The sequence below is a fragment of the Amycolatopsis sp. QT-25 genome, assembly GCF_029369745.1.
In the GTDB taxonomy this organism is placed as follows: Bacteria; Actinomycetota; Actinomycetes; order Mycobacteriales; family Pseudonocardiaceae; genus Amycolatopsis.
Genome location: NZ_CP120210.1, coordinates 1,041,481 through 1,063,734, shown reverse-complemented (window position 1 = coordinate 1,063,734; position 22,254 = coordinate 1,041,481). Strand labels below are relative to the sequence as shown.

The 22,254-nt window shown below is 70.2% G+C and carries 17 protein-coding genes; 6 read left to right on the top strand and 11 right to left on the bottom strand.

All coding sequences use genetic code 11. The features are described 5' to 3' along the window. Positions 1-305: 305 nt before the first annotated feature. Positions 306-1,262 carry a neutral zinc metallopeptidase gene (locus tag P3102_RS05290; protein ID WP_276371643.1) on the top strand — a complete coding sequence of 319 codons (957 nt, stop codon included), beginning with the start codon at positions 306-308 and terminating at the stop codon, positions 1,260-1,262. A gap of 282 nt (positions 1,263-1,544) precedes the next feature. On the opposite strand, the gene P3102_RS05285 is transcribed toward P3102_RS05290, so the two are convergent. After that, positions 1,545-1,952: a hypothetical protein gene (locus P3102_RS05285; protein WP_276371641.1), complete on the bottom strand. Its 408-nt coding sequence runs from the start codon at positions 1,950-1,952 to the stop codon at positions 1,545-1,547. A 169-nt stretch (positions 1,953-2,121) separates the two neighbouring features. Next, complete coding sequence (locus P3102_RS05280; protein WP_276366998.1) at positions 2,122-3,198, bottom strand: potassium channel family protein; 1,077 nt, start codon at positions 3,196-3,198, stop codon at positions 2,122-2,124. A gap of 88 nt (positions 3,199-3,286) precedes the next feature. Here P3102_RS05280 and P3102_RS05275 point away from each other — a divergent pair, with 88 nt between their 5' ends. After that, the gene (locus P3102_RS05275; RefSeq protein WP_276366996.1) at positions 3,287-3,673 is read left to right on the top strand and encodes a MauE/DoxX family redox-associated membrane protein; all 387 of its coding nucleotides are present in this window, start codon (positions 3,287-3,289) and stop codon (positions 3,671-3,673) included. A 34-nt stretch (positions 3,674-3,707) separates the two neighbouring features. On the opposite strand, the gene P3102_RS05270 is transcribed toward P3102_RS05275, so the two are convergent. Then, positions 3,708-6,974, bottom strand: a complete 3,267-nt coding sequence (locus P3102_RS05270) for a UvrD-helicase domain-containing protein (protein WP_276366994.1) — start codon at positions 6,972-6,974, stop codon at positions 3,708-3,710. After that, on the bottom strand, positions 6,971-10,195 hold the full coding sequence (locus P3102_RS05265) for an ATP-dependent DNA helicase (RefSeq protein ID WP_276366992.1): 3,225 nt from the start codon (positions 10,193-10,195) through the stop codon (positions 6,971-6,973). The genes P3102_RS05270 and P3102_RS05265 overlap by 4 nt, the downstream gene beginning before the upstream one ends. A 54-nt stretch (positions 10,196-10,249) precedes the next feature. Between P3102_RS05265 and P3102_RS05260 the strand changes: the two genes are divergently transcribed. Next, positions 10,250-10,573 carry an MGMT family protein gene (locus tag P3102_RS05260; protein ID WP_276366990.1) on the top strand — a complete coding sequence of 108 codons (324 nt, stop codon included), beginning with the start codon at positions 10,250-10,252 and terminating at the stop codon, positions 10,571-10,573. Positions 10,574-10,587: 14 nt separating this feature from the next. Then, positions 10,588-11,418, top strand: coding sequence for a siderophore-interacting protein (locus P3102_RS05255; RefSeq protein ID WP_276366989.1), 831 nt, complete (start codon positions 10,588-10,590; stop codon positions 11,416-11,418). Positions 11,419-11,670: 252 nt separating this feature from the next. Here the strand turns inward: P3102_RS05255 and P3102_RS05250 are convergent, their stop codons facing one another. The 3 genes from P3102_RS05250 to P3102_RS05240 are packed head-to-tail and all read right to left on the bottom strand — an operon-like array spanning position 11,671 to position 14,785. Next, entirely contained in the window at positions 11,671-12,960 is a 1,290-nt protein-coding gene (locus P3102_RS05250; RefSeq protein WP_276366988.1) for an ATP-binding protein, read from the bottom strand. A gap of 54 nt (positions 12,961-13,014) precedes the next feature. Continuing rightward, positions 13,015-13,824 (bottom strand): uroporphyrinogen-III synthase, encoded by an 810-nt coding sequence (locus tag P3102_RS05245; RefSeq protein WP_276366987.1) that lies wholly within the window; start codon positions 13,822-13,824, stop codon positions 13,015-13,017. Further along, positions 13,817-14,785 carry a YafY family protein gene (locus tag P3102_RS05240; protein WP_276366985.1) on the bottom strand — a complete coding sequence of 323 codons (969 nt, stop codon included), beginning with the start codon at positions 14,783-14,785 and terminating at the stop codon, positions 13,817-13,819. The genes P3102_RS05245 and P3102_RS05240 overlap by 8 nt, the downstream gene beginning before the upstream one ends. Positions 14,786-14,848: 63 nt before the next feature. Here P3102_RS05240 and P3102_RS05235 point away from each other — a divergent pair, with 63 nt between their 5' ends. Together P3102_RS05235 and P3102_RS05230 are read left to right on the top strand one after the other, a co-directional pair. After that, positions 14,849-15,244: a DUF3224 domain-containing protein gene (locus P3102_RS05235; RefSeq protein ID WP_276366984.1), complete on the top strand. Its 396-nt coding sequence runs from the start codon at positions 14,849-14,851 to the stop codon at positions 15,242-15,244. A 9-nt stretch (positions 15,245-15,253) separates the two neighbouring features. Continuing rightward, on the top strand, positions 15,254-16,372 hold the full coding sequence (locus P3102_RS05230) for a crosslink repair DNA glycosylase YcaQ family protein (protein WP_276366981.1): 1,119 nt from the start codon (positions 15,254-15,256) through the stop codon (positions 16,370-16,372). Between the two features lie 375 nt (positions 16,373-16,747). Here P3102_RS05230 and P3102_RS05225 read toward each other — a convergent pair whose 3' ends face one another. The 4 genes from P3102_RS05225 to P3102_RS05210 all read right to left on the bottom strand — a co-directional run bounded on the left by P3102_RS05225 (position 16,748) and on the right by P3102_RS05210 (position 22,232). Continuing rightward, the gene (locus tag P3102_RS05225; protein WP_276366980.1) at positions 16,748-17,851 is read right to left on the bottom strand and encodes a uroporphyrinogen-III synthase; all 1,104 of its coding nucleotides are present in this window, start codon (positions 17,849-17,851) and stop codon (positions 16,748-16,750) included. A gap of 165 nt (positions 17,852-18,016) precedes the next feature. After that, positions 18,017-18,373, bottom strand: coding sequence for a nitrite reductase small subunit NirD (gene nirD / locus P3102_RS05220; protein WP_276366978.1), 357 nt, complete (start codon positions 18,371-18,373; stop codon positions 18,017-18,019). Next, a complete protein-coding gene (gene nirB, locus P3102_RS05215; RefSeq protein ID WP_276366977.1) occupies positions 18,370-20,874 on the bottom strand; it encodes a nitrite reductase large subunit NirB in 2,505 nt (834 codons plus the stop codon). Before nirB ends, nirD begins: the two co-directional genes overlap by 4 nt. Continuing rightward, positions 20,874-22,232, bottom strand: coding sequence for a nitrate/nitrite transporter (locus P3102_RS05210; RefSeq protein ID WP_276366975.1), 1,359 nt, complete (start codon positions 22,230-22,232; stop codon positions 20,874-20,876). Before P3102_RS05210 ends, nirB begins: the two co-directional genes overlap by 1 nt. Positions 22,233-22,254 lie beyond the last annotated feature (22 nt).

Genomic DNA, 22,254 nt, shown 5'->3' with positions numbered 1-22,254 from the left:
CAGAGGCCCCGACACCCGGCCAGAGCTGGGGTGACGACACTGACGGGTGACCACTCGGCTCACGCCGGATACCCTCTGCAGTCGAACTGTGGGAAGGGACGCCGTTAGCTCGTTATGCTGAACATCGGGCCGGGTACCCCCGGTTCGCCCCTAGAACCACCGGGACCGACTTGATGACGCAACCGCCCCACGGCCAGTGGCCGCCACGCGGCGCCGTCCAGCCACCGCCGGTGCACGGCCAGCCCCCTGCCCAGTGGCACGGCGCGCCGCACCAATTCCCGCCGCCGCCACCGCGCCGGCGGTCCGTGGGCGCGATCGTCGGCATCTGCCTCGGCGCGGTCGCCGTACTGGTCCTCGGCCTGGTCGCGATCATTTCACTCAATCGTGACGGCGCCGATCCCGTGGCGAACGCGGGCTATTCGACCCTGCCGAGCCCGACTTCGCCTGCCACGTTGCCGCCGAGCGGGTCTTCGTCGCCGTCGTCCTCGACCGACCCGTTCCCGTCGTCCCCGTCCAAGGCGCCGCCGTCGTCGAGGGGGCCGCAGAAGGTCCTCAAGCTCGGCGACCACCCGATCCTGCAAGACCCCAACGCGGGCTTGCAGAACCGGGTCTGCACGCTGCCGCAGTGGCAGAGCAGCCAGCAGGCCGCCGAGGCGTTCTTCACCGCCGCGGGCAAATGCCTCGACCACGCGTGGGGCCCGTTCCTCGACGCCTACGACCTGCCGTTCACCCCGCCCGCACTGCACTTCCCGACCGGCGCCAGCTTCGAGACCGAATGCGGCACGATCCAGGTGGGCATCGCGACGGCGGCGTACTACTGCGAGAACAACCTCTACGTGCCGTTCCGCGGGTTGCAGACCGACCAGTACGGCAACAACCCCGGCGTCTACCTCGCCCTTTTCGCGCACGAGTACGGCCATCACGTGCAGGAGGTCGCCGGGCTGATGGACGCGGCCTGGCAGAAGATCTACGAAGCGGGCCAGAACAGCTCCGCCGGGCTGGAGATGTCTCGGCGCAAGGAACTTCAGGCGCAGTGTTTCTCCGGGATGTTCCTCGGCGCGCACGTCGACCAGGGCGGCACGGTCAGCCGCGACATGTACAACAAGGCCTGGAACGACCAGGAGACCCGGGGCGACAACACCTCGCGCAGCCAAGACCACGGGACGAACGCGCATTACGCGTCCTGGTGGCGGGCGGGTGCCAGCAACAACCGGATCGCCGATTGCAACACCTTCTCGGCCCCGGCGAGCGCCGTTTCCTGACTTGCGCGGGTGGCGGGGGTACCGCCCGCCGACGGACGTGGTGCCGTCGGACATGGTGCCGTCGGCGATTCCCGCTTGCCCGGTCCGGCCGGTCAGCCCACTCGCGAGGTCGCTAAGGCCTCCGCGCAGGGTTCACCACCCGCCTGAAGCCGTATCACGCGTGTCTGAAGCCGTATCACGCGTGATTGGAGCCGTATCACGCGTGATTGAGGGCGGATGACACGCGGGGCGCGAGTTCCGCCTTCCTGCCGGGCCAAGCGAGCTTCGGTGCGAGGCCGCGGGTCAGGCCGTCGCGAGCCGCCGCGGCCCCCGCACCACCAGGTAGACGTACATCCCGCCGGCGAAGCAGCTGAACACCAGCAGCGCCATCCCGACCGGCCGCCGCGCGTTGCTGGCTCCCGCTGTCGCGTCGGCCGCATGCACCGAGACGCCGTCTCCCGAAGCCCCGTTCGGGACGACGACCTCGAGGCGTTCGCCCTTGCCGTGCCCGCAGCCGTTGAGCGAACCCTCCATCGGGTTGCCGCCGAAGTCGAACTTGACCTTCTCGGTCGCGCCGCCGCCCGTGCAGGGCGCGGGCTCGACGACCTCCGCCTGCACAGTGGTCCCGCGGGGCTCGTTCGTGATGCCGAACAGCCCCGGCCCGGCGAACCAGGCCAGGAACATCACCAGCAGGCCGGCACCGGCCGCCACGGCCAGGGAATTCCACCCCGGGGTGAGCCCGCTGGCGGGGTCCGATCGCTTGCGCACGAACGCCATGCTCCCAGAACCCGATGGCAAAGCCCAGGAGCCCCGGGAGGCGACACCAGCGGCAGAACAGCGGTGCCCTCTTGCCCGGCAGGGCGAGAGCAAAGGTCCCCCGCTACCGCTCGATCGTCTCCGCCGAGGTGACCTTCCGGATGTACAGCAGCTTGTCGCCCGGCTCGATCGCGTCGGCCTGCGGGGCGTCCACGCGGTACAGGACGCCGTCGCGGACGACGCCCAGCACGATGTCCGGGAGATGCCGCGGCGAGCCGCCCTCTTCGGACGGCTCCACCGGGCGCTCGGCGATCGCGAGCCCGGACTCGGGGGTCAGCAGGTCCTCGACCATGTCGACCACCAGCGGCGTCGACGTCGCCATGCCGAGCAGGCGGCCGGCGGTCTCGCTCGACACCACGACCTGGTTCGCGCCCGACTGCTTGAGCAGGTGGACGTTCTCCGCCTCCCGCACCGACGCCACGATGTGCGACTTCGGTGCCAGCTCACGCGCGGTCAGGGTGACCAGCACGGCGGTGTCGTCCCGGTTCGGGGCGACGACGACGGCCTTGGCCCGCTGCACGCCGGCCACCCGCAGCACGTCGGCGCGGGTGGCCGAACCGTGCACGGTCACCAGGCCGAGTGACGTGGCCGCTTCGAGGGCCTGCTGGTCGGTGTCGACGACGACGATGTGATCGGGTTCGACGTTCTCGTCCCCGAGCAGCGCGTTGACCGCCGACCGGCCCTTCGTGCCGAATCCGACGACGACCGTGTGGTCACGCACCTTCGTCCTCCACTTTTGGATCTTGAAAGCCTGACGGGAGCGCTCGGTGAGCACTTCGAGGGTGGTACCGACCAGGACGATGAGGAAAAGCACCCGCAGCGGGGTGATCACCAGGACGTTCACCAGCCGCGCGGACGGCGTCGCGGGTGCGATGTCACCGTACCCCGTCGTCGACAGCGACACGGTCGCGTAATAGAGGCTGTCGAGGAAGGTCAGCCCGTCGCCGTTGGCGTCGCGGTAGCCGTCCCGGTCGAGGTAGACGATCAGGACGGTCGCGAGCAGGGCCAGCATCGCGCCGATGATCCGCTTGGAGATGGCCCGCAGCGGGCTGACCGTCAGCTCCGGCATCCGGATCACGCCGACGAGCTCGTGATCCGGGCGGTCGCTCAGCCGGACCGGGAAACGCTTGAGGACCTTCATGCACAGGCTCCGGCCTGGTCCGCGACACTCACGGTCGGGAGGATAGCCGAAGATCCGCGCGTCGAGCGCGGTATGCGAAGCTCAGGGCATGTCTTCGGATTCCAGGCCGTCCCAGCGGCCCGCGTATTTCCTCGCCGGCGTGCTCGGCGCGGCCGGTGTGCTGCACTTCGTCCAGCCGAAGCCCTTCGACGCCATCATCCCGAAGCAGCTCCCGGGCTCCCCCCGTGCGTGGACCTACGGCTCCGGCGTGGCCGAGCTGGGCGTCGCCGCCGCGATCGCCGCGCCGAAGACACGACGGCTCGGCGGGCTCGCGGCCGCGCTGCTGTTCGTCGTGGTCCTGCCGGGGAACGTGAAGATGGCCGTCGACGCCGACCGCCGAAAGGCGGCGAAGCACTGGCGGGCGGCTTTCTGGGCCCGCGTCCCGCTCCAGATTCCGCTGGTGACCTGGGCGCTGAAGGTGCGCGACCGCGCCTGACCCCCCGCAATTGGTCACCTACTTGCGGTGATCGCTAGATCGTCGGGACGCTCCGCAGTAGCTGTCGCAGGCCTTCGGCGTCCAGGAGGTCGGCCGGGCGGACGGTCTTGTCGTGTTTCACGTAGTGGAACGCCGCCCGCACCTTCTCGACCGGCACCTTCTTGAGTGCCGCCCACGCCAGCCGGTACGCCGCCAGCTGCACGGCCAGCGGCGCGAGCCGGTCCTTCTCCGGCACCGCGCCGGTCTTCCAGTCGACGACGGTCCACCCGCCGTCGGCGTCGGCGAACACGGCGTCCATCCGCCCGCGCACCGTCACGCCCACGACGTCCGCCGAGAACGGGACCTCGACGGCGTGCGGCACTCGATGCGCCCATTCGCTCTTCTCGAACGCCGTCTGCAACGTCTCCAGCTCGGAATCGGGGGCCTCGTCGACGTCCGCCGCGCCGGGCAGGTCGTCGATCTCCAGCAGTTGCTCGCCGCCGAACCGCTGCTCCAGCCAGCCGTGAAACGCCGTCCCCCGGCGCGCGTAGGTGTTGGGGCGCACGGGAAGCGGCCGCCGCAGCCGGGTGGCCAGCTTGGCGGGGTCGGCCGACAGCTCGACCAGCTGGCTCACCGAAAGATGCGGCGGCAGGACGACCTGCTGCACCCGGTCCCGCGCTCGCGCGCGCTCCTCCAGCAGCACCTTGGTGTCGGAGATCCAGCCGTCCGGGTCGTCCTCTTCCTCCTCTTCGGCGGTTTCGGCGTTTTCCGTGTCTTCCATCGCCCCGAGCACCAGATCGACGCCGTTGGTGACGCCTTCGCGCCGCGGCCACAGCGGATCGACCGGCCATCGCGACCGGCGAGAGTCGGCGACCAGCGGGTTGTCCCCGTCGGCCTCGGGCTCGTCGGCCCAGTGCTCGATCCGGCCGACCGGGTTCGCCCGCAGCACCTCGCCTATTTCGAGCAGGAACTCCGATGGTCCCTTCGGCCGCGCGCTGGTCTCGTTCCACCAATGGCCGGAAATCAGCATCGTGTGCTCGGAGCGGGTCAGCGCGACGTAGCAGAGCCGCCGCTCCTCGTCCGCCTCCCGCGCGACGAAGCCTTTTTCGTGCAGCTCCAGTGCTTCCCGCACTTCTTTGCGATCCGAGCCTTCGGGGATCCGCAGTTCCGGCAGGTCTTCCGAGTCCCCGCGCAGCGCGGCGGGCAACGAGGTCGACGTCCGCAGCCACGACGACGAGCGCCGCCGACCAGGGAAGACCTCCTTCACCAGATGCGGGATCGCGACGATGCGCCATTCCAGCCCCTTGGCCGAATGCACGGTCAGCACCTGGACCCGATCCGGGAGGACTTCCACCTCACCGGGGGTGAGCCCGTCCTCCGCGTGCGCGGCGGTGTTGAGATAGTCCACAAAGGACAAAAGAGTGGCCGTCGGCGACGTCTCGGCGAAATCCGTGACGACGTCGGCGAAAGCGTCCAGATGCGCCCGCCCGGCGGGTCCCGGGCGGGCCAGCGATTCGACGTCGAGCAGCATGGTGCGTTCCACGTCGGCGACCAGTTCGGGCAGCGACTGGTCGAGCCGCCGCCGCAACGCCGAAAGCTCGGCACCGATCTTCCGGATCCGCCGGTACCCCTCGGGCGAATACCGGTCCGGTGTCCCGGGATCGTCGATCGCGTCGGCGAGCCCCGCCTGTTCGACCCGTTCGGTCACCAGCACCGGTTCGTCCGCCTCGGACTTGCCCGAAGGCGGCACCGGCGAGGACAGTTCGCCGGCGCGCCGCCACAACGCGGCGAGGTCGGCCGCCGCGATCCGCCAGCGCGCCCCGGTCAGCAACCGGGCGGCCGCACTGCCCGCGAGCGGGTCGGCGAGCACCCGCAACGTGCTGACCAGGTCCGCGACCTCGGGTTCGTCGAGGAGACCGCCGAGGCCGACGACCTCCACCGGAAGCCCGCGTGCCCGCATCTCCGCCGCGATCGGCGCCATGTCGGCGCGGCGGCGCACCAGAACCGCCGCCGTCGGTGGCTTTCCGGTCTCCTCCACGGTTTCGAACCAGCGTTTCGCCACCGCGTCGGCCACCCACTCGCGTTCGGCGCGGACGTCCGGCAGCAACGCGGCGGCGATGTCGGCCGGTCCCGCACCCTCCAGCGCACGCAACCGCGCGACACCCAGGCCGCGTTCCCGCAACGGTTCCGAGATCGCGTTCGCGAGTTCGAGCACCTCGGGCGGATTGCGGAAACTGGTCAGCAGCCCGAAATCCAAGGCCGGGACGAGCCGTTCTCCGTTGTCGCGAGGGAAGTCCGTGGTGAACCGGGGCAGGTTCGCCGCGCTCGCCCCGCGCCAGCCGTAGATGGCCTGCGCCGGGTCACCCACCGCCGTCACCGGCATCGGCGGATGCTCGACACCGCCGAACAGCGACCGCAGCAGGATCCGCTGGGCGTGTCCGGTGTCCTGGTACTCGTCGAGCAGGACGGCACCGTAGCGCTCCCGCTCACCCGCGACCACCGCCGGATGACTGCTGGCGAGCTGCGCGGCCAAGGACATCTGGTCGGCGAAGTCGAGCGCGCCCTCGGCGCGCTTGCGCGCGTGATACGCCTCGACCAACGGCAGGAGTGCGAGCCGGAACCGTTGTGCCGTCATGACTTCGGCCAGTTTCTGCGGCAGCGCCGCACGCTGTCCCTTCGCCCGCGGCGCGTTCTCGATGACCTCGCACAGCCACGACGTGTACTCCGCGAGCCGTTCGGTTTCCACCAGATGCTCACCGAGTTCCCCGGCCAGCGCCAGCAACTGCGCCGTCACCGTGGAGGGCACGCGGTCGGTGTCGAGGTCGTTGTCCCACGTGGACACCACACGATGCGAGAACTGCCACGAAGACGTCTCCGAAAGCAGCCGGACCCCGGGCTGGACGGGCAGCCGCAGGCCGTGTTCGGACAGCAGCCGCCCGGCGTACGCGTGATAGGTGAGCACCGTCGGCTCCCCCGCCGTCACCGTCATGCGCAGGTCACCGGTCGGGTCGATCCTGTCGAGCAGCCCCGATCCGACGAGGCGGCGCAGCCGGGTGCGGACGCGTTCGCCGAGCTGGCGGGCGGCCTTGCGGGTGAAGGTCAGGCCGAGGACGCGTTCCGGCGGCACGATGCTGTTGGCCACCAGCCACACCACGCGCGCGGCCATCGTCTCGGTCTTGCCCGCGCCCGCCCCGGCGACCACCAGCGACGGCTCGATGGGCGCGGCGATGACCTCGGCCTGCTCGTCGGTCGGGCTGTGCAGGCCGAGCGCGCGGGCGATCTCACCGGGTTCGACCTGACGGCGCTGGAGTGCGGGAATCAAGGCCCGGTCACCTGCCTGCCCTCGGGCCGCAGCGGACAGCAACCCCTCGCCGGACACCGATCACAGTCCGGGTTCTCGGTGACCCCGTACTCCGGGCCCGCGGCGGATCCGGCCGCCGAACGCACCAGTTCGAGCCACTGTTTCCCGCCGTCGGAGTCCAGCGGCGCCTGCTCACGCTGGGTGGATCCGGTCTTGTTGTTGGACTTCGCGACGTAGACCAGCCGCGCGCCACCGGGTTTCGAACCGCCCTCGATCGCGCCGAGCAGCACGGCGAGCTGGTACGCGGCGAGCTGCGGATGCTGTTCGGCGTCGGCGGCGGAGATCGGGATCTTGCCGGTTTTGATGTCGATGACGACCGGGCGGCCGTCCTTGTCCATCTCCACGCGGTCGACGCGGCCCCGCAGGAGCACACGAACGCCGTCGGTGTCGGTGTCGCCGACCGGCAATTCGACCTCGATGTCCTGCTCGACCCCGGCTTCGATCAGCTCCCTGCGGCTGGATTCCAGCCAGGAGATGAAATTGCGCAGCATCTGCTCGACCCGCGAGCGCTCGCGGCGCGAAAACCACGGGGCTCCCGCGTCCACCCGCACCCACGCTTCGTCGAGGGCGGCGCGGATCTGCTCGTCGCTGCTGCCGCCGGCGACCGCCTGCGCGAGGCCGTGCACCAGGGTGCCCGTGACGGCGGCGAGTTGCGCCGGGTCGCTGCCGCCGTGGCGCTCGATCAGCCACCGCAACGGGCATTTGACCAGAACCTCCACCGTGGACGGGGAGATGCGGATGAGGTCGCCCGGCCCGTGCACGGGTTCGCCGGTGGAGGGTTCCAGCAGGCCGTACCAGGTCCCCGGATGGGCACCCGGCACCCCGGCCGCGGCCAGTTTGGCGAGCTGACGCGCCGCCCGCTGCCGCCTCTCCGGCTCGCTCGATTCGTCGCAGACCACCTCGCGCAGTTCCCCGACGAGTTCGGCGAGCACCAGCGAACGTCCGGCCGGCTTCATCCGTGAATCGAGGCCGCCGTCGTCCGCGCCGTTCTCTTCGAGGTCGTCGATGAACCGCGAGGGCTGCTCGTCCTCCCCCGCGACCGCGCTGACCAGCAGCGTCTTCCGCGCGCGGCTCGCGGCGAGATAGAACAGCCGCCGCTCTTCGGCGAGGATCGGCGCGGTGGCGGACACCTTCTCGTCGTCGACGCCGGACATGAGGTCGACCAGCCGCTCCACCCCGAGCACGGAACCGCGCAGCCGCAGATCCGGCCAGCTGCCCTCCTGGACACCGGCGACGGACACGACCGTCCATTCGCGACCGGCCGCCGCGTGCGCTGTCAGCAGCGAGACGCCTTCGCTCTTCATGGCCGCGGGCGCCAGCGTGTCACCCGCGATGTTCTGCGAGGACAGGTAATCCGCGAACGAGGCGACACTCGCCTTCGGCAATCTGTCGACATAGCGACCGGCCGCGTCGAAGAGGGCGACGATCGCGTCGAGATCCCGGTCCGCCTGCGAGCCGAGCGAACCGCCGCGATCGACCAACCGAAGGAGGCGCTGCTCCAGACCACTGGCCTGCCACAGATCCCACAGCACCTGCTCGACGCCGTCGCCACGCACCACCGCCTGGTGCGCGGCGTGCAGCAGGCCGCCGATCCGGCGCATCGGCAGCGACTCCACCTCGGCGAGACCGGTGAGGACATCGTTGACACGTAAGGCTTCCACCAGCAGTTCGTCGCTGGACCGCTGTCCGCCTCCGGCGAGCTCCAGCCTGCGCAAGCCGCGCCGCAGCCGCCGCAGGGCGAGCGGATCCGCGCCGCCCAGCGGCGAGGACAACAGCATCTCCGCGAGGTCGACGTCGAGCAGGTCCGGCTCCGCGGCGAGCCGCAACATCGCCAGCAGAGGACGGACGGCGGGCTGCTTCGCGAGCGGCAGTTCCTCGGTGGCCGAACCGATCGGCACCCCGGCTGCCCGCAAAGCGCGTTGCAGGACGAGAAAAGTACGGGCGGGCGACCGGACGAGCACCGCCATCTCCGACCACGGCACGCCGTCGACGAGATGTGCGCGGCGGAGCTGATCGGCGATCCAGCTCGCCTCTGCGGCCGGAGTCGGCATCAGGCGGACGCGGACCGCGCCGCCCTCGGCGTCCGGCGCGTCGACGAGTTTGCGCTGCGGCGACGAGCCGGGCAGCACGGAGCCGAGTTTCGTGACGGCGGTGCGGATCACGGGGGCGAGCCGGTGTGCGGTGGTCAGCAGGACCGTGCGTTCACCGTCCTCGTCCGCGTCGGCGAACAGCCGGGGATCCGCGCCACGGAAGGAGAACACGGACTGATCGGGGTCGCCCGCGACGACGAATTCGTCGGCGGCGTACCCGATGAGCCGGATGAGCTGGGTCTGCACCGGGTCGAGATGCTGGGCGTCGTCGACGAACAGGTGCCGGACGCGGCGCTGCTCGCGTTCGCGCAGTTCGGGATCGTCCTCCAGCGCGAGCAGCGCGGACGTGACGAGTTCCGCCGCGTCCAGCGCGGGCGCGCTCGCGACGCCGAGCGCGTTGCCACCCGCGCCCTGGAGCAGCGTGACCTCTTCGTACTGGCTCCAGAAGCGCCCGGCCGCGATCCATTCGTCGCGGCCGCGCCGCCTGCCGAGTTCGACCAGGTCCTCCGGGCCGAGCCCGCGTTCGGCGGCACGGAGCAGAAGGTCTCGCAGTTCCTCGGCGAAACCGGGCACGTTCAGCGCGGGCCGCAGCTGTTCGGGCCAGTCGAGGGCCCCCGCTTCGATGTCGCCGGCGAGCAGGTCGCGGACGACGACGTCCTGCTCCGCTCCGGCCAGCAGGCGGGGCGGCGGGAGTTCGTCGGCCTGCGCCTCCATCCGCAACAGCGCGTACGCGTACGAGTGCACCGTGCGCACGAGCGGCTCGCGGATCGTGCGCGGCAGCGGATCCTCTTCCGGATCAGTGGTGAGCCGATGGGTGATGTCGGCGCGCAGGACCTCGGCCGCCTTGCGCGAGGTGGTCAGGATCAGCACACTCTCCGGATCCACGCCCTCCGCGATACGCCGCGAAGCCGCCGACGCCAGCAACGCCGTCTTGCCCGTACCAGGGCCGCCGAGGACCCGGCGGAAGCCGTCCGGGGCGGCCAGCAGGCGCCGGGCGCCGGAATCCCACTGGAACGTGGGCGTGCCGGTGACCGGCGTGCGGACCAGCCGCGCGTCGGTTCCTGCCGCTGTTCGCCGCCCGTTCACGCCCACGATGGAACCACGCCCCGCCGACACAACTTCGCAGCGGCACGGCAAAGTGGTCCCATGGATGACGAACTGCACGAGCGGGTGCGCGAGGTCATCGCGAGCGTGCCCGCCGGCTCGGTCGCGACTTATGGGGATATAGCGTCGGTTTCGGGAGCCCCGTCCCCCAGGCTGATCGGGCGGATCCTCGGCGAGGACGGCCAGGACCTGCCTTGGCACCGCATTCTGCGGGCCGACGGGACCCCGGCTCCGCATCTGCTCCACGAGCAGCTCGAAAAGCTGCGCGCGGAGGGCGTCCTGGCCGATGGCCAGCGCGTCGATCTGCGAAGATACCGGTGGCAGCGTGATCCCGGCGACGACGCTGGTCCCGGCGCTCTCTTTTAGGTTAGCCTCGCCTAATGAGCTACCTCGAGGCGAAGGTGACCGGCGTCCGGAGATTGACCCCGCACATGAGCAGGGTGACCTTCTCGGGGGCGTCGCTGGTGGACCAGGCGCCCGACCAGTACGTGAAGGTGTTCTTCCCGCGGCCCGGCCAGGCGGAGCCCGTGCTGCCCGCCCCGCCGAGCGGTGACGAAGTGCTGTCCTGGTACCAGACCTATCTCGCGATGCCCGACGACGTCCGGCCGCCGATGCGCACCTACACCGTGCGCGCGCTGCGGCCGTCGGCGCAGGAGGTCGACATCGACTTCGTGCTGCACGGCGACGAAGGCCCCGCCTCGGCTTGGGCTTCGCGCGCTTCGGCGGGTGACCGGGTCGCCTTCCTGGGCCCGCACGGGCTGTACGACGTGCCCGAGGGGACGACCTGGCAACTGCTGATCGGCGACGAGACCGCGATCCCGGCGATCGGCGCGATCGTCGAAGCACTGCCCGCCGGAACCCGAGCGGTGGTCTACGTCGAGATCGGTGATCGCGAGGATCGGCAGGTCTTCGACACGCAAGGGGTGGTGGAGCTGCACTGGGTGGTGCGGGGCTCCGGTCCGGTCGGCGACGCGGTGCTCGAAGCCGTGCGGAAGGCGGAACTGCCGGGCGGAGCGCCTTACGCGTGGATCTCGGGCGAAGCGAACATGGTGAAGCTGGCGCGGCGGCATCTCGTGCGGGAGCGCGGGGTGGACAAACGGGCGATCTGCTTCACGGGGTACTGGCGGCAGGGAGTGAGCGAAGAGGCCGCCGGGCGGGAAGCGATGCGGCAGGCGGAGGCCGGGGAAGCTGCGGCTCCCGAAGCGGACTGAGGCCTGCTGACCTGCGAAAAGAGAGCAAGGGACCTTTGCTGTCACTTACGTGGGCCTGCTGAGCAAGCGATGGCGTAGGTAGCGAAGGATGCCTTCACGGACCGGCCGGTCGCCCCAGGCGCCACAGAAACCCGCCCACCACCAGCCCCAAGTACGTGAAGGCCCCCTTCCTTGCGCCTAGGTACAGGAAGGGGGCCTTCATGTACTCGGGCGCCGCGCCTGGCGCAAGAGAGAGACCGTGTACTGAAGACCTCAGTGCGGCACCCACAGCGTCACCCTGGTCCCCCGCCCCGGATGCGAGTCGATCGTCCCCCGCCCGCCGACCTCGGCCAGCCGCGCCATGATCGACTGGCTGATCCCGAACCCCGGCGGCCGGTCCAGCATGCTGAAGCCGGCCCCCTGGTCCCGCGCGATGACTGCGACGCCACCTTCGCACTCCTCGACGCGAAGCACGACCTGGTTCGTCCCGGCGTGCTTCACGGTGTTTCGGAGCGCTTCGCGGACGGCGTCACGGATGGCGGTCCGGCGCGCGTGCGAGAGGCGGTAGTCCTCTTCGGTCTCGGCGGCGACGAGTTGGGTGCGGAGGCCGTCGCGCGCCATTTCGGTGGCGACCTCGGCGAGGTCCGCGGCGAGTCCGCGTGCCGACGGCGCGTCCGGACCGGTCAGTTCGCGCCGCAGTTCGGCGGCCTGCGCCCGGGCGGTGGCACGCATCTCGGCGAGCCGTTGCGTGGCGGCGGAGTCGTCGTCGGGTGCCTCCATGCCCATCGCTTCCAGCGTCTGGAGCACGGAGTCGTGCATGATCCGCTGGATCCGCAGGCGTTCGGCGCGCTGCCCTCGGCGCATCCCGATGCCCAGCGCGAACCGGGTCCCCACGCCGAGCAGGATCAGGATCCCGGCCGTGGTCACCATCGCGACGACGAGCGCGACCATGCAGCCGACCGACCGGCTCACCGCGAGCGGATGGTCGATCGGGAGCCCGCCGATCCAGGTCAGGAACGCGCGGAACGGCAAGGCCGCGATGAGCAGCAGGCAAGCGGCGGGCAGCCCGAACGACAGCGTCCACAACGCCACCGTCCCGACCAGCCACGTCCACGCGACGTCGATGGCGAACGGCTGGATCTCGGTGGGCGCGGCCACGGCCACGATCGTCGTGAGCACCACGCCCACGGCGAGATCCGCGTACATCAGCCGCCCGGACGTCTTCGCCCGGACCCCACGGCCCTTCACGACCCACCAGACCGCGAAGACGTTGAGCAGCACCGCCAATACCGTCGTGCTCAGCACCGGGACGATCCCCGCCGAACCGTTCGCGACCAGGAAACCGAGATATACCTTGGGAAACGCGGCCACGCGGTAGAAGATCGGGCCGAGGGCGGAGTAGCGCATGGCGCGCATCAGCAGCGAGTCCGCGGAGTCTTCCCGATAGCGCCAGTCGGGAACGGAATCGGGGTCGGGTGCTTCGTCGGCGGGGCTCGCGCCCAAGACCGAGGAGCCCTTTCGCAAGATCGCGCGCACGAACGTGACCGATGGAGACTCGGACATCCGCCGCCCTCCCCGCGTCCGATGTGTCGAGCCTGGCAAAGCGGACTAGCCGCGTCAAGACGGCCGAATGCGCAGTTCCGCGACGAGAAGTTTGACCAGCGCGCCGAGCCGCTGACGTTCGGGCTGGACGGTCGCTATCCCGGCGGCTTCCAACGGCGCCGCGGTCACCGGTCCGACGCACGCGCACAGCACCGGACCTCGCAGTGCGGCAAGGAGTTCCTCACGCCGCGAACCCGCCAGCGTGAGCAGGTTCGCGGCCGCCGGAGCGGAGGTGAAGGCCAACGCCTGCACGCGTCCGGAAAGCACACTTTCGACGAGAGCGTGCACAGGTCCGACGTCGGCGGGCGAAAGCCAGCGGTACGGCTGAGCCTGGACGACCTCCGCGCCCGCGTCCCGCAGCGAACCGGTGAGTTCGGGCAGCAGGGTTCCGTGCAGCTGGACGGCGACCCGTGCCCCGCGAATCCCGGCGGCGCGCAAGCCTTCGAACAGTTCCGCGTTGCTTTCCTCGGGCGCGGAGAACTCCTCACGCAACCCCTCGCCGCGCACCGCGCCGGCCGCTTTCGGTCCGCGCACGAAGATCCGTGACGCCGCCAGCCGCTCCAGCAACGGTTCGCGCAGTCCCCAGCCTTCGGCCGCCGAAAGCCAGCCACGGAACCCGGCGCCGGTGGTGACCGCGGTGAACCCGACCGGTCCGCCCAGTACGGCGTCCGTCGCCGCCCGCAGTTCGGTGTCGTCGGGCAACGGGACGATGCGGATGGTGGGCGCGTGCAGCACTGTCGCGCCGTGCCGCGTCAGCGCGCCGATGAAGTCTTCCGCCCGCCGCTCCGCGGTGATCCCGATCGTGATGCCGGTCAGGTCAGCCATAACGCGCGCCCATCTTCCTGATCTCCTCCGCCAGCCGCTCGCGCAGCTCCGGCGGTTCGAGCACTTCGAGGTTCCCGCCGAACCGCAGCAGTTCGCCGACGGCCGGCTCTCCCGGTTCCACCGGCAGTTCCATCGTCAGCCAGCCGTTTTCGTCCGGCTCGGCGTCCGCTTCCCGCACCGCCCGTGCGCCGACTGCTCCGAGATGGATCGGCATCAGTATGCGGGCGAACTCGTTCAGCCGGACCACCGCCACTCGCGAGTACATCCGCTGTTCGAACTGCTCCGACCACTCCTGCCAGTAGCGCGCGAGGTCGAAGCCGGACGGCCGCTCGAAGGTCTCGCCGAGATCGTCCAGCTCCTCGATGCGGGAGACCCGGTAGGTCCGGTCGGACCCGTCGCACCGCGCCGCGAGATACCAGTTCCCCGCCTTGAGGATCAGGCCCAGCGGATCGAGGACGCGATCGACCTTCCGCTGCCCCCAGCGTTCGTACCGGACCTTGATCCGCCGCGCGTGCCAGACCGCGTCGGCCAGTTCGGACAGTCGCGGCAGGCTCTCGATCCCGCGATGCCAGCCGGGGACGTCCAGATAGAACCGGTCGGCGACCTTGCTCGCGCCGGCACGCAACTCCGCGGGCATGGCCGCGTGCAGTTTGAGCTGCGCGGCGGCGAGGACCGTGCCCAGCCCGAGTTCGGCGGCCGCGCCCGGCAGACCCGCCAGCGAAAGCGATTGCGCCTCCTCTTCGGTCAGCCCGGTCAGCCGCGTGCGGTAGCCCTCGATCAGCTGATATCCGCCCGTGCGCCCGCGGTCGGCGTACACCGGCACGCCCGCCGCGGACAGCGCCTCGACGTCGCGGTAAACCGTGCGGACCGAGACCTCCAGCTCGGTCGCCAGCTCCTCAGCCGTCATCCGGCCGCGGTTCTGCAGCAGGAGGAGGACCGACAGGAGTCTGCTCGCACGCATGCGGTCCAGTATCCCCCGAAAACCTGACATGACCTGACAGGTATGGCCGGCAGGATGAACCCCATGAACACGTTCGCCACGAAAAATTGGGAAGAAGCCCTCGTCAGCGGCGCGGAGGGCGCTCCGCGCGTGGCTCACGCGCACGCCACGTTCACCTACAGCGGGCTGATCGAAGGCGAAGCGGTCATCGATTACCTGCTGTACTACGCGGGTGAAGGCTTCGACGGCGACGGAACGACGTCCCCCGGCCTCGAACGCATCGAAGGCAGTGTGGACGGACGCAAGGGAAGCTTCGTGATCAAGCACGAGACCGGGTTCGACGCGAAGGGCATCTTGTCGACGTTCACGGTCGTCGAGGGCTCCGGAACGGGTGAACTCGCCGGGATCACCGGCACCGGTACCACGACCGGCGCGCCCGGCGAGCCGACGATGTCCTACACGTTCGCCTTCTCGCTGTAGGGAGGACCAGTGCTCGAGGTCGATCGCGAGCAGGTGCTGGCGTACCGGATCGCGGCGCACGGACTGCACCGCGAGGAGACGGATCCGGCCGCGGCGGCCGTGTTCGACCTCGGGCTGCAGGATTCCGTGCGGGACACCGCCCTGCTGGGTCTCGCCGCCCGGGTCGACGGTGACATCACGCCCGAGGTGTGGGACGACGAGCGTTTCGTGCTCGCGTGGACGCATCGCGGCGCGCCGCATTTCCACCGTCGCGCGGAGCTGGACACGATCCGGGCCGCACTCGTGCCGCTCGACGAGAAGGACGCGATGGCGCGGATCCTCTGGCAGCGCAAGCAGGTCGAGGACGCGGGCAGGTCCGCGACGGACGCGCTGTTCACCGCCGCGAAGGCGATCCGAGAGGTCGTCACCGGTCCGCTGGCCAAGGGCACGGTGAGCGGCGCGGTCACGAAACTGATCCCCGAAGGCCTGTCGTACGCCTGCCGCGGCTGCGGTGTCGTGCACGTCCACGAGCAGCTGATGCGGGTCGCGTCGATCCACGCCGGGGTCCGGCTGGAGGCGGGCGCGACCCCGGCGACGTTGGCACCGCTGGAGAAGCGTGGCCGGCTCAACACGTCGCCGGACGTCGAGGCGGCCAGACGCGTCGTCGAGGGCTACCTGCGGATCAACGGTCCGGCCGCCCCCGGGGACGCCGCCGCCTACGTCGGAACGACCCGCACCGTGGTCGACGCGATGTGGCCGTCCGGCCTGGCCGAGGTCCGGGTCGAGGGCAAGAAGGCGTTCCTTCCGGAAGACCGGGTGCCGCTGCTGGAGAAGCCGCCGGAACCGGACGTGGTGCGCCTGCTCCCGCCGCTGGACCCGTTCGTCCAGGCCCGTGACCGTGCCGTGCTGGTGCCGGACAAGGCCCGGCAGAAAGCGGTCTGGAAGATCCTCGGCAGTCCCGGCGCGCTGCTGGCCGGCGGCGAGATCGCCGGTGTGTGGCGGGCCAAGGCGAGTGGGAAGAAGCGGCTCGACTTCACCGTCACCCCGTTCGACGCGCTCCGCCCTGCCGTGCGGAAAGCGGCCGAAGAGGAGGCGGCCCGCGTCGCCGCCGCCCGCGAGTTCCCCGACCACCGCGTCACCTTCTCCTGACCCCCACCCCCCTCCCCCCTCCCCGCAATTCGTCACCCACTTGCGCCGCCCCCCGCCGCAATTCGTCACCTACTTGCGACCGGCGGACTCCGAGAGGACACACGTCTACACTCGCAGCGGAAAGTTGTCCGGAAGGCAGCTTGCCCGCTACGGACAAGCCGGACTTGTGCACAAACTTGCCTACAGGGCCAACTTGCCCCACTGGGACAAGTTGCCATTTCGGGTAAGTTTCGTTGACTCTCCGTGTCCGATCGTGTCACCATCATCCGGTGTCCGTCTCAGAAAGTTGACGTGCCTCGGCCCGCAAATCGTCACCTACTTGCGCCACCGCCCGCGTGACCTCCGCAAGTAGGTGACGAATTGCGGCGGGGGTGGTCACGAGTCGACGGCCAGGCGGTAGCCGCGTTTCACCACCGTCTGGACGAGCTTCGGCGACCCCAGGGAGCTCCGCAGGCGACCGATGGCGGTCTCGACGGCGTGTTCCTCGCCGCCGTCAGGCAACGCGGCGACCAGTTCCCGCCGGGAGAACACCCGCCCCGGCGACTCCGCCAGCGCCCGCAGCATCGCCATCGGCGCGGGCGCGAGGTCGCACCACTGTCCGTCGACCAGCGCCGCCTGACCCCGCAGTTCAATACCGCGGCCGCCCGCCCGCAACCGTGGTGAACGGGCTTCGAGCACGTCGGACACCGTCCGCGCCAACGCCCCGATCCGCGACCGCGCGGGCTGGACCGTCGGGATCCCGAGCGCGGCCAGCGGTGCCGCGGTGATCGGCCCGACGCAGGCCGCCACGACCCGCTTCTCCAGTGCCCGCACGATTCCCGGCAACCGCCCGGTCCGCCTCGCCACCGCCAGCAGTGACGCGGCGGCGGGGGCGCTCGTGAACGGCAACGCGTCCACCGAGCCGTCGAGGACGGCGTCCAGCAACCGGTCCAGCGGCCCGGGATCGGCCGGACCCACCCAGCGGTACACCGGGACCTCGATCACCTCGGCACCCGCGGCACGCAGACTGTCCACGAAGTACGGAAGCGGCTCGCCGTGCAGCTGCACCGCGATCCGCTGACCGTCCACACCGGAATCGAGCAGATGCCGCAGCACCTCGGCGTTGCTCTCCGACGCCGGCGAGTAGTTCTCCGAAAGCCCGGCCGCGCGGATCGCGCCCTTGGCCTTCGGACCACGCGCCAGCAACGAAGACTTCTCCAGCCGGGCCAGCAGCTCCTCCCCCAGTCCCCAGCCTTCGGCCGCCTCGACCCAGCCGCGGAAGCCGATCCCGGTCGTCGCGACGACGACGTCGACGCGGCCCTCCAGCAGTCGCATGGTGGCCGACCGCAGTTCGGTGTCGTCGGCGAGCGGCACGATCCGGATGGCCGGGCCGTAGCGCACGGTCGCACCCCTACGCACGAACAGCGCGCCGAGCTCGTCAGCCCGCCGCGCCGCCGTGATCCCGATGACGAATCCCGCCAGGGGAAGGACTTCTGTCACGGTGAATGCCTTTTGGCGGAGCTGAGTCGTACCACTGATGGCGACGAGAAGCGTGAACCCGCCCCGGCCGCAGGCCCCGCGACCGCGGTGGCAGGGCGCCTCATTTCCCCACGGTGACCGGTATGACCAGGTCGCGCCCTGCCGACGTCGAGTGCGGCCGCGGGTTCACCGACAGACACCACGAGCTTCCACCTCCACCACACCGCCGGAGACCCGCACCCGATACACCTCGACCGAGACGCCCTCGGCGTCAAGACATGATCCGGTCCGCAGGTCGAAGCGTTCCTTGTACACCGGTGACGCCACCACGGGAACCCCGCCCGCGTCGCCGACGATCCCCCGCGAAAGCACCGCGGCACCGCTGACCGGGTCCAGATTGGACAGCGCGTACCACCGGTCACCGGGCAGCCGGAAGATCGCCACCTGCACGTCGCCGTCGAGCAGGGCGGCGACACCGGACCATTCGGGGACGGCCCCCGCCGCGCAGACGGCGGTCCAGGTGCGCTCGATCGAGGTCGTCACTGGTTCACCTCCGGGATGCCCAGCAGCACGGGCACCTTCTGGTCGCGTTCGGTACGGAACGAGATCGTCGGATCCGGCGTGCCCGGCGCGTTGACGAACGAGCTGAACTTCGCCAGCTTCTCCGGGTCTTCCAGCACACCGCGCCACTCGTCGGCGTAGTCGCCGACGTGCTTGGCCATCGCCGCGTCGAGGTCCTCACAGATGCCGAGCTTGTCGTCGACGATCACCGCGCGCAGGTGGTCGAGCCCGCCCTCCATCTCCTCGACCCACGGCGCGGTGCGCTGCAGGCGGTCGGCCGTGCGGACGTAGAACATCAGGAACCGGTCGATCGTGCGGATCAGCGTCTCGGTGTCCACTTCGGACAGAAGCAGGTTCGCGTGCCGCGGGGTCGCGCCGCCGTTCCCGCCCACGTAAAGGTTCCAGCCCTTGTCGGTGGCGATGACACCGAAGTCCTTGCTCCGCGCCTCGGCGCATTCCCGCGCGCAACCCGAAACGGCGGACTTCAGCTTGTGCGGCGACCGAAGGCCGCGGTAGCGCAGCTCCAGCTCGATCGCGAGCCCGACGCTGTCCTGCACGCCGTAGCGGCACCACGTCGAACCGACACAGGACTTCACCGTGCGCAACGACTTCCCGTACGCGTGTCCCGATTCGAAACCGGCGTCCACGAGCCGCCGCCAGATCAGCGGGAGCTGGTCGAGGGTGGCGCCGAACAGGTCGATCCGCTGTCCACCGGTGATCTTGGTGTACAGCCCGAAATCCATCGCCACCTGCGCGATCACCAGGAGCTTCTCCGGCGTGACCTCACCGCCGGGGATCCGCGGGACGACCGAGTAGGTCCCGTTGCGCTGCAGGTTCGCGAGGAACTTGTCGTTCGTGTCCTGCAAGGTCGCCTGCTCGCCGGCGAGGATGTGCCCGTTGCCCAGGGTGGCCAGGATGGACGCGATCACCGGTTTGCAGACGGCGCAGCCGGTTCCGGTGCCGTAGCGGTCGATCGTCTCGCTGAACGTGGTGATCCGTGTGGCCTGGAGGATCTGGAACAGCTCCGCGCGCGACTGGCCGAAGTGCTCGCACAGCGCCTTCGACTGCTCGACGCCGCAAGCCGTCAGCAGCTTGCCCAGCAGCGGGACACACGATCCGCATGCCGTCCCCGCGCGGGTGCAGCCCTTGACCTTGGCGACCGAATCGCACCCCTGCTCGGTGATCGCGTGCGTGATCGCGCCCTTGGAAACCGCGTTGCACGAACAGATCTGCGCGGCGTCGGGCAACGCGTCGACCCCGACCGCCGCCCCACCGCCCGCCGGGGCGAGGATCGCGCCGGGTTCGGCGGGCAGCGGCCTGCCGACCATCGCCCGGAGCGTGTCGAATTCGCTCGCGTCACCGACCAGCACCCCGCCGAGCAACGTCTTCGAGTCGTCGGAGACGACGAGCTTCTTGTACGTCCCGGCGACCGCGTCGTTGAACGCGACCTCGAGCGCGCCCTCGGTCGCCGCGTGCGCGTCACCGAAGCTGGCGACGTCGACACCCATGAGCTTGAGCTTCGTCGACATGTCCGGCTCGGGGAACGTGCCCTCGCCACCGGTCAGCCGCGCCGCGACGATCTCCGCCATCGCGTACCCGGGCGCCACGATGCCGTACACCTTGCCGTGCACGGCCGCGCATTCCCCGATCGCGTACACCGCCGGATCGGACGTCCGGCAGGCGTCGTCGACCAGGACCCCGCCCCGCGCGCCGACTTCGAGCCCGGACGAGCGCGCCAGATCGTCCCGCGGCCGGATACCGGCGGAGAACACGACCAGGTCGACGTCGAGTTCGGTGCCGTTGCCGAGCCGCGCGAGGTAGCGTTCGCCGTCCGGCTCGATGGCGTCGGTCGAGGTTCCCGTGTGGACGGTCACGCCGAGGTCGGTGATCAGCCGCCGGAGCAGACCGCCCCCGCCCTCGTCGACCTGCAGCGGCATCAGCCGCGGCGCCATCTCCACCACATGCGGCGAGAGACCCATGTCCCGCAACGCCTTCGCCGCTTCCAACCCCAGCAGCCCGCCACCGATGACGACCGCCGAACGACGTCCGCGCCCGGGCCGCTGGGCGGCTTCCCGGATGGCGTCGAGGTCTTCGATCGTCCGGTAGACGAAGCAGCCAGGAAGGTCGTGTCCCGGCACCGGCGGGACGAACGGCCGTGAACCGGTCGCGAGGACGAGCACGTCGTACGGCTGCTCGTATCCGGACTCGGTGACGACGGTCTTGCGCTCCCGGTCCACCGAGGCGACCGCGTCGCCGAGCCGCAGCTCGACCAGCGAGTCGCCCGCGTAGTCCGCGCCTGCCAAAGCGAGGGACGCGGGATCCCAGGCGTCCACATAGGACGTCAGCGCGACACGGTCGTAAGCGGGCCGTCCCTCCTCGGCGAGGACCACGATCCGCCATTCGCCGGTCTCGTCCTCCGCGCGCACCGCTTCGACGAGCCGGTGTGCGACCATGCCATGTCCCGCGACGACGAGCTTCCGCATCAGACCTCCGCTCCGGCGAGCGCCAGACCGCGGACGCTCGTCACCTCCGACTGCTGCTTGCGCAGGTACACCGCCCACGTGACGGCGAAGCACAACCCGTAGAACACCAGGAAGGCGGCGAACGCCGGCACCCCGCTTTTCGTGTCCGCGAACGACTGCCGGAACGCCAGGTTGATGAACAGCCCGCCGAGTGCGCCGATCGCCCCGGCCAGCCCGATCAACGCGCCGGAAAGCTTGCGCGCCTTGAGCAATTCCAGCGTCTCGTTCGCGCCCTCGCTGATCGCGACCTTCGCCTTGGCGCGGAAGATCGCCGGGATCATCTTGTACGTCGAGCCGTTGCCGATCCCGGTGAGCACGAACAACACGATGAACGCGACGGTGAACAACGCCAGCGAGTTCGCCGTCGACGCGAGAATCAGCACCACGGTCGCCGCGGCCATGCCGACGAACGTCACGAAGGTGATCTTGCCGCCGCCGATCCGGTCGGCCAGCCAGCCGCCGGTCGGCCGTGAGAACGAGCCGAGCAGCGGGCCGAGAAACGTCACCGCGGCGGCCTGAAGCGGCGTACGGCCGAACTGGTTCTGCAGTACCAGACCGAAGGCGAAACTGTAGCCGATGAAAGAACCGAACGTGCCGACGTAGAGGAACGACATCACCCAGGTGTGCGGATCCTTGACGACCGCGCGCATCGCCTTGGTGTCACCCTTCAGCGAGGCGAGGTTGTCCATGCGGAAGTACGCGCAGACCGCCGCGACCACGATCAGCGGAATGTAGATCATCAGCACCACCCGGGGTGCGGTCGCGCCGACGGTGCCGATGACCAACAGGCCGATGAGCTGGATCGCCGCCACGCCGAGATTCCCGCCGCCCGCGTTGAGTCCGAGTGCCCAGCCCTTGTGCTTCTCGGGGTAGAACGCGTTGATGTTGGTCATCGACGACGCGAAGTTCCCGCCGCCGACCCCGCCGAGCGCGGCGATCAGCAGGAACGTGCCGAGCGAGGTGCCCGGCTCCATCGCGATCGCCGCCAGGATCGTCGGCGCCAGCAGCAGCAGCGCGCTGACGATCGTCCAGTTCCGGCCACCGAACCGCGCCACCGCGAAGGTGTACAGCGGCCGCATCAGCGCGCCGATCAGCGTCGGTGTCGAGACCAGCAGGAACTTGTCGGCGGCCGAGAATCCGTACTGCGGGCCCATGAACAAGACCATGACCGACCACAGTGTCCAGACGGAGAAGCCGATGTGCTCGGCCAGCACGGAGAACCAGAGGTTCCGCCGGGCCACCTTCTTCCCGGTCTCCTCCCAGAACCGCTCGTTCTCCGGATCCCAGTGCTCGATCCAGCGTTTGCCCCGAGCTGCCATGCGGTCCTCCTTGGTGGATACG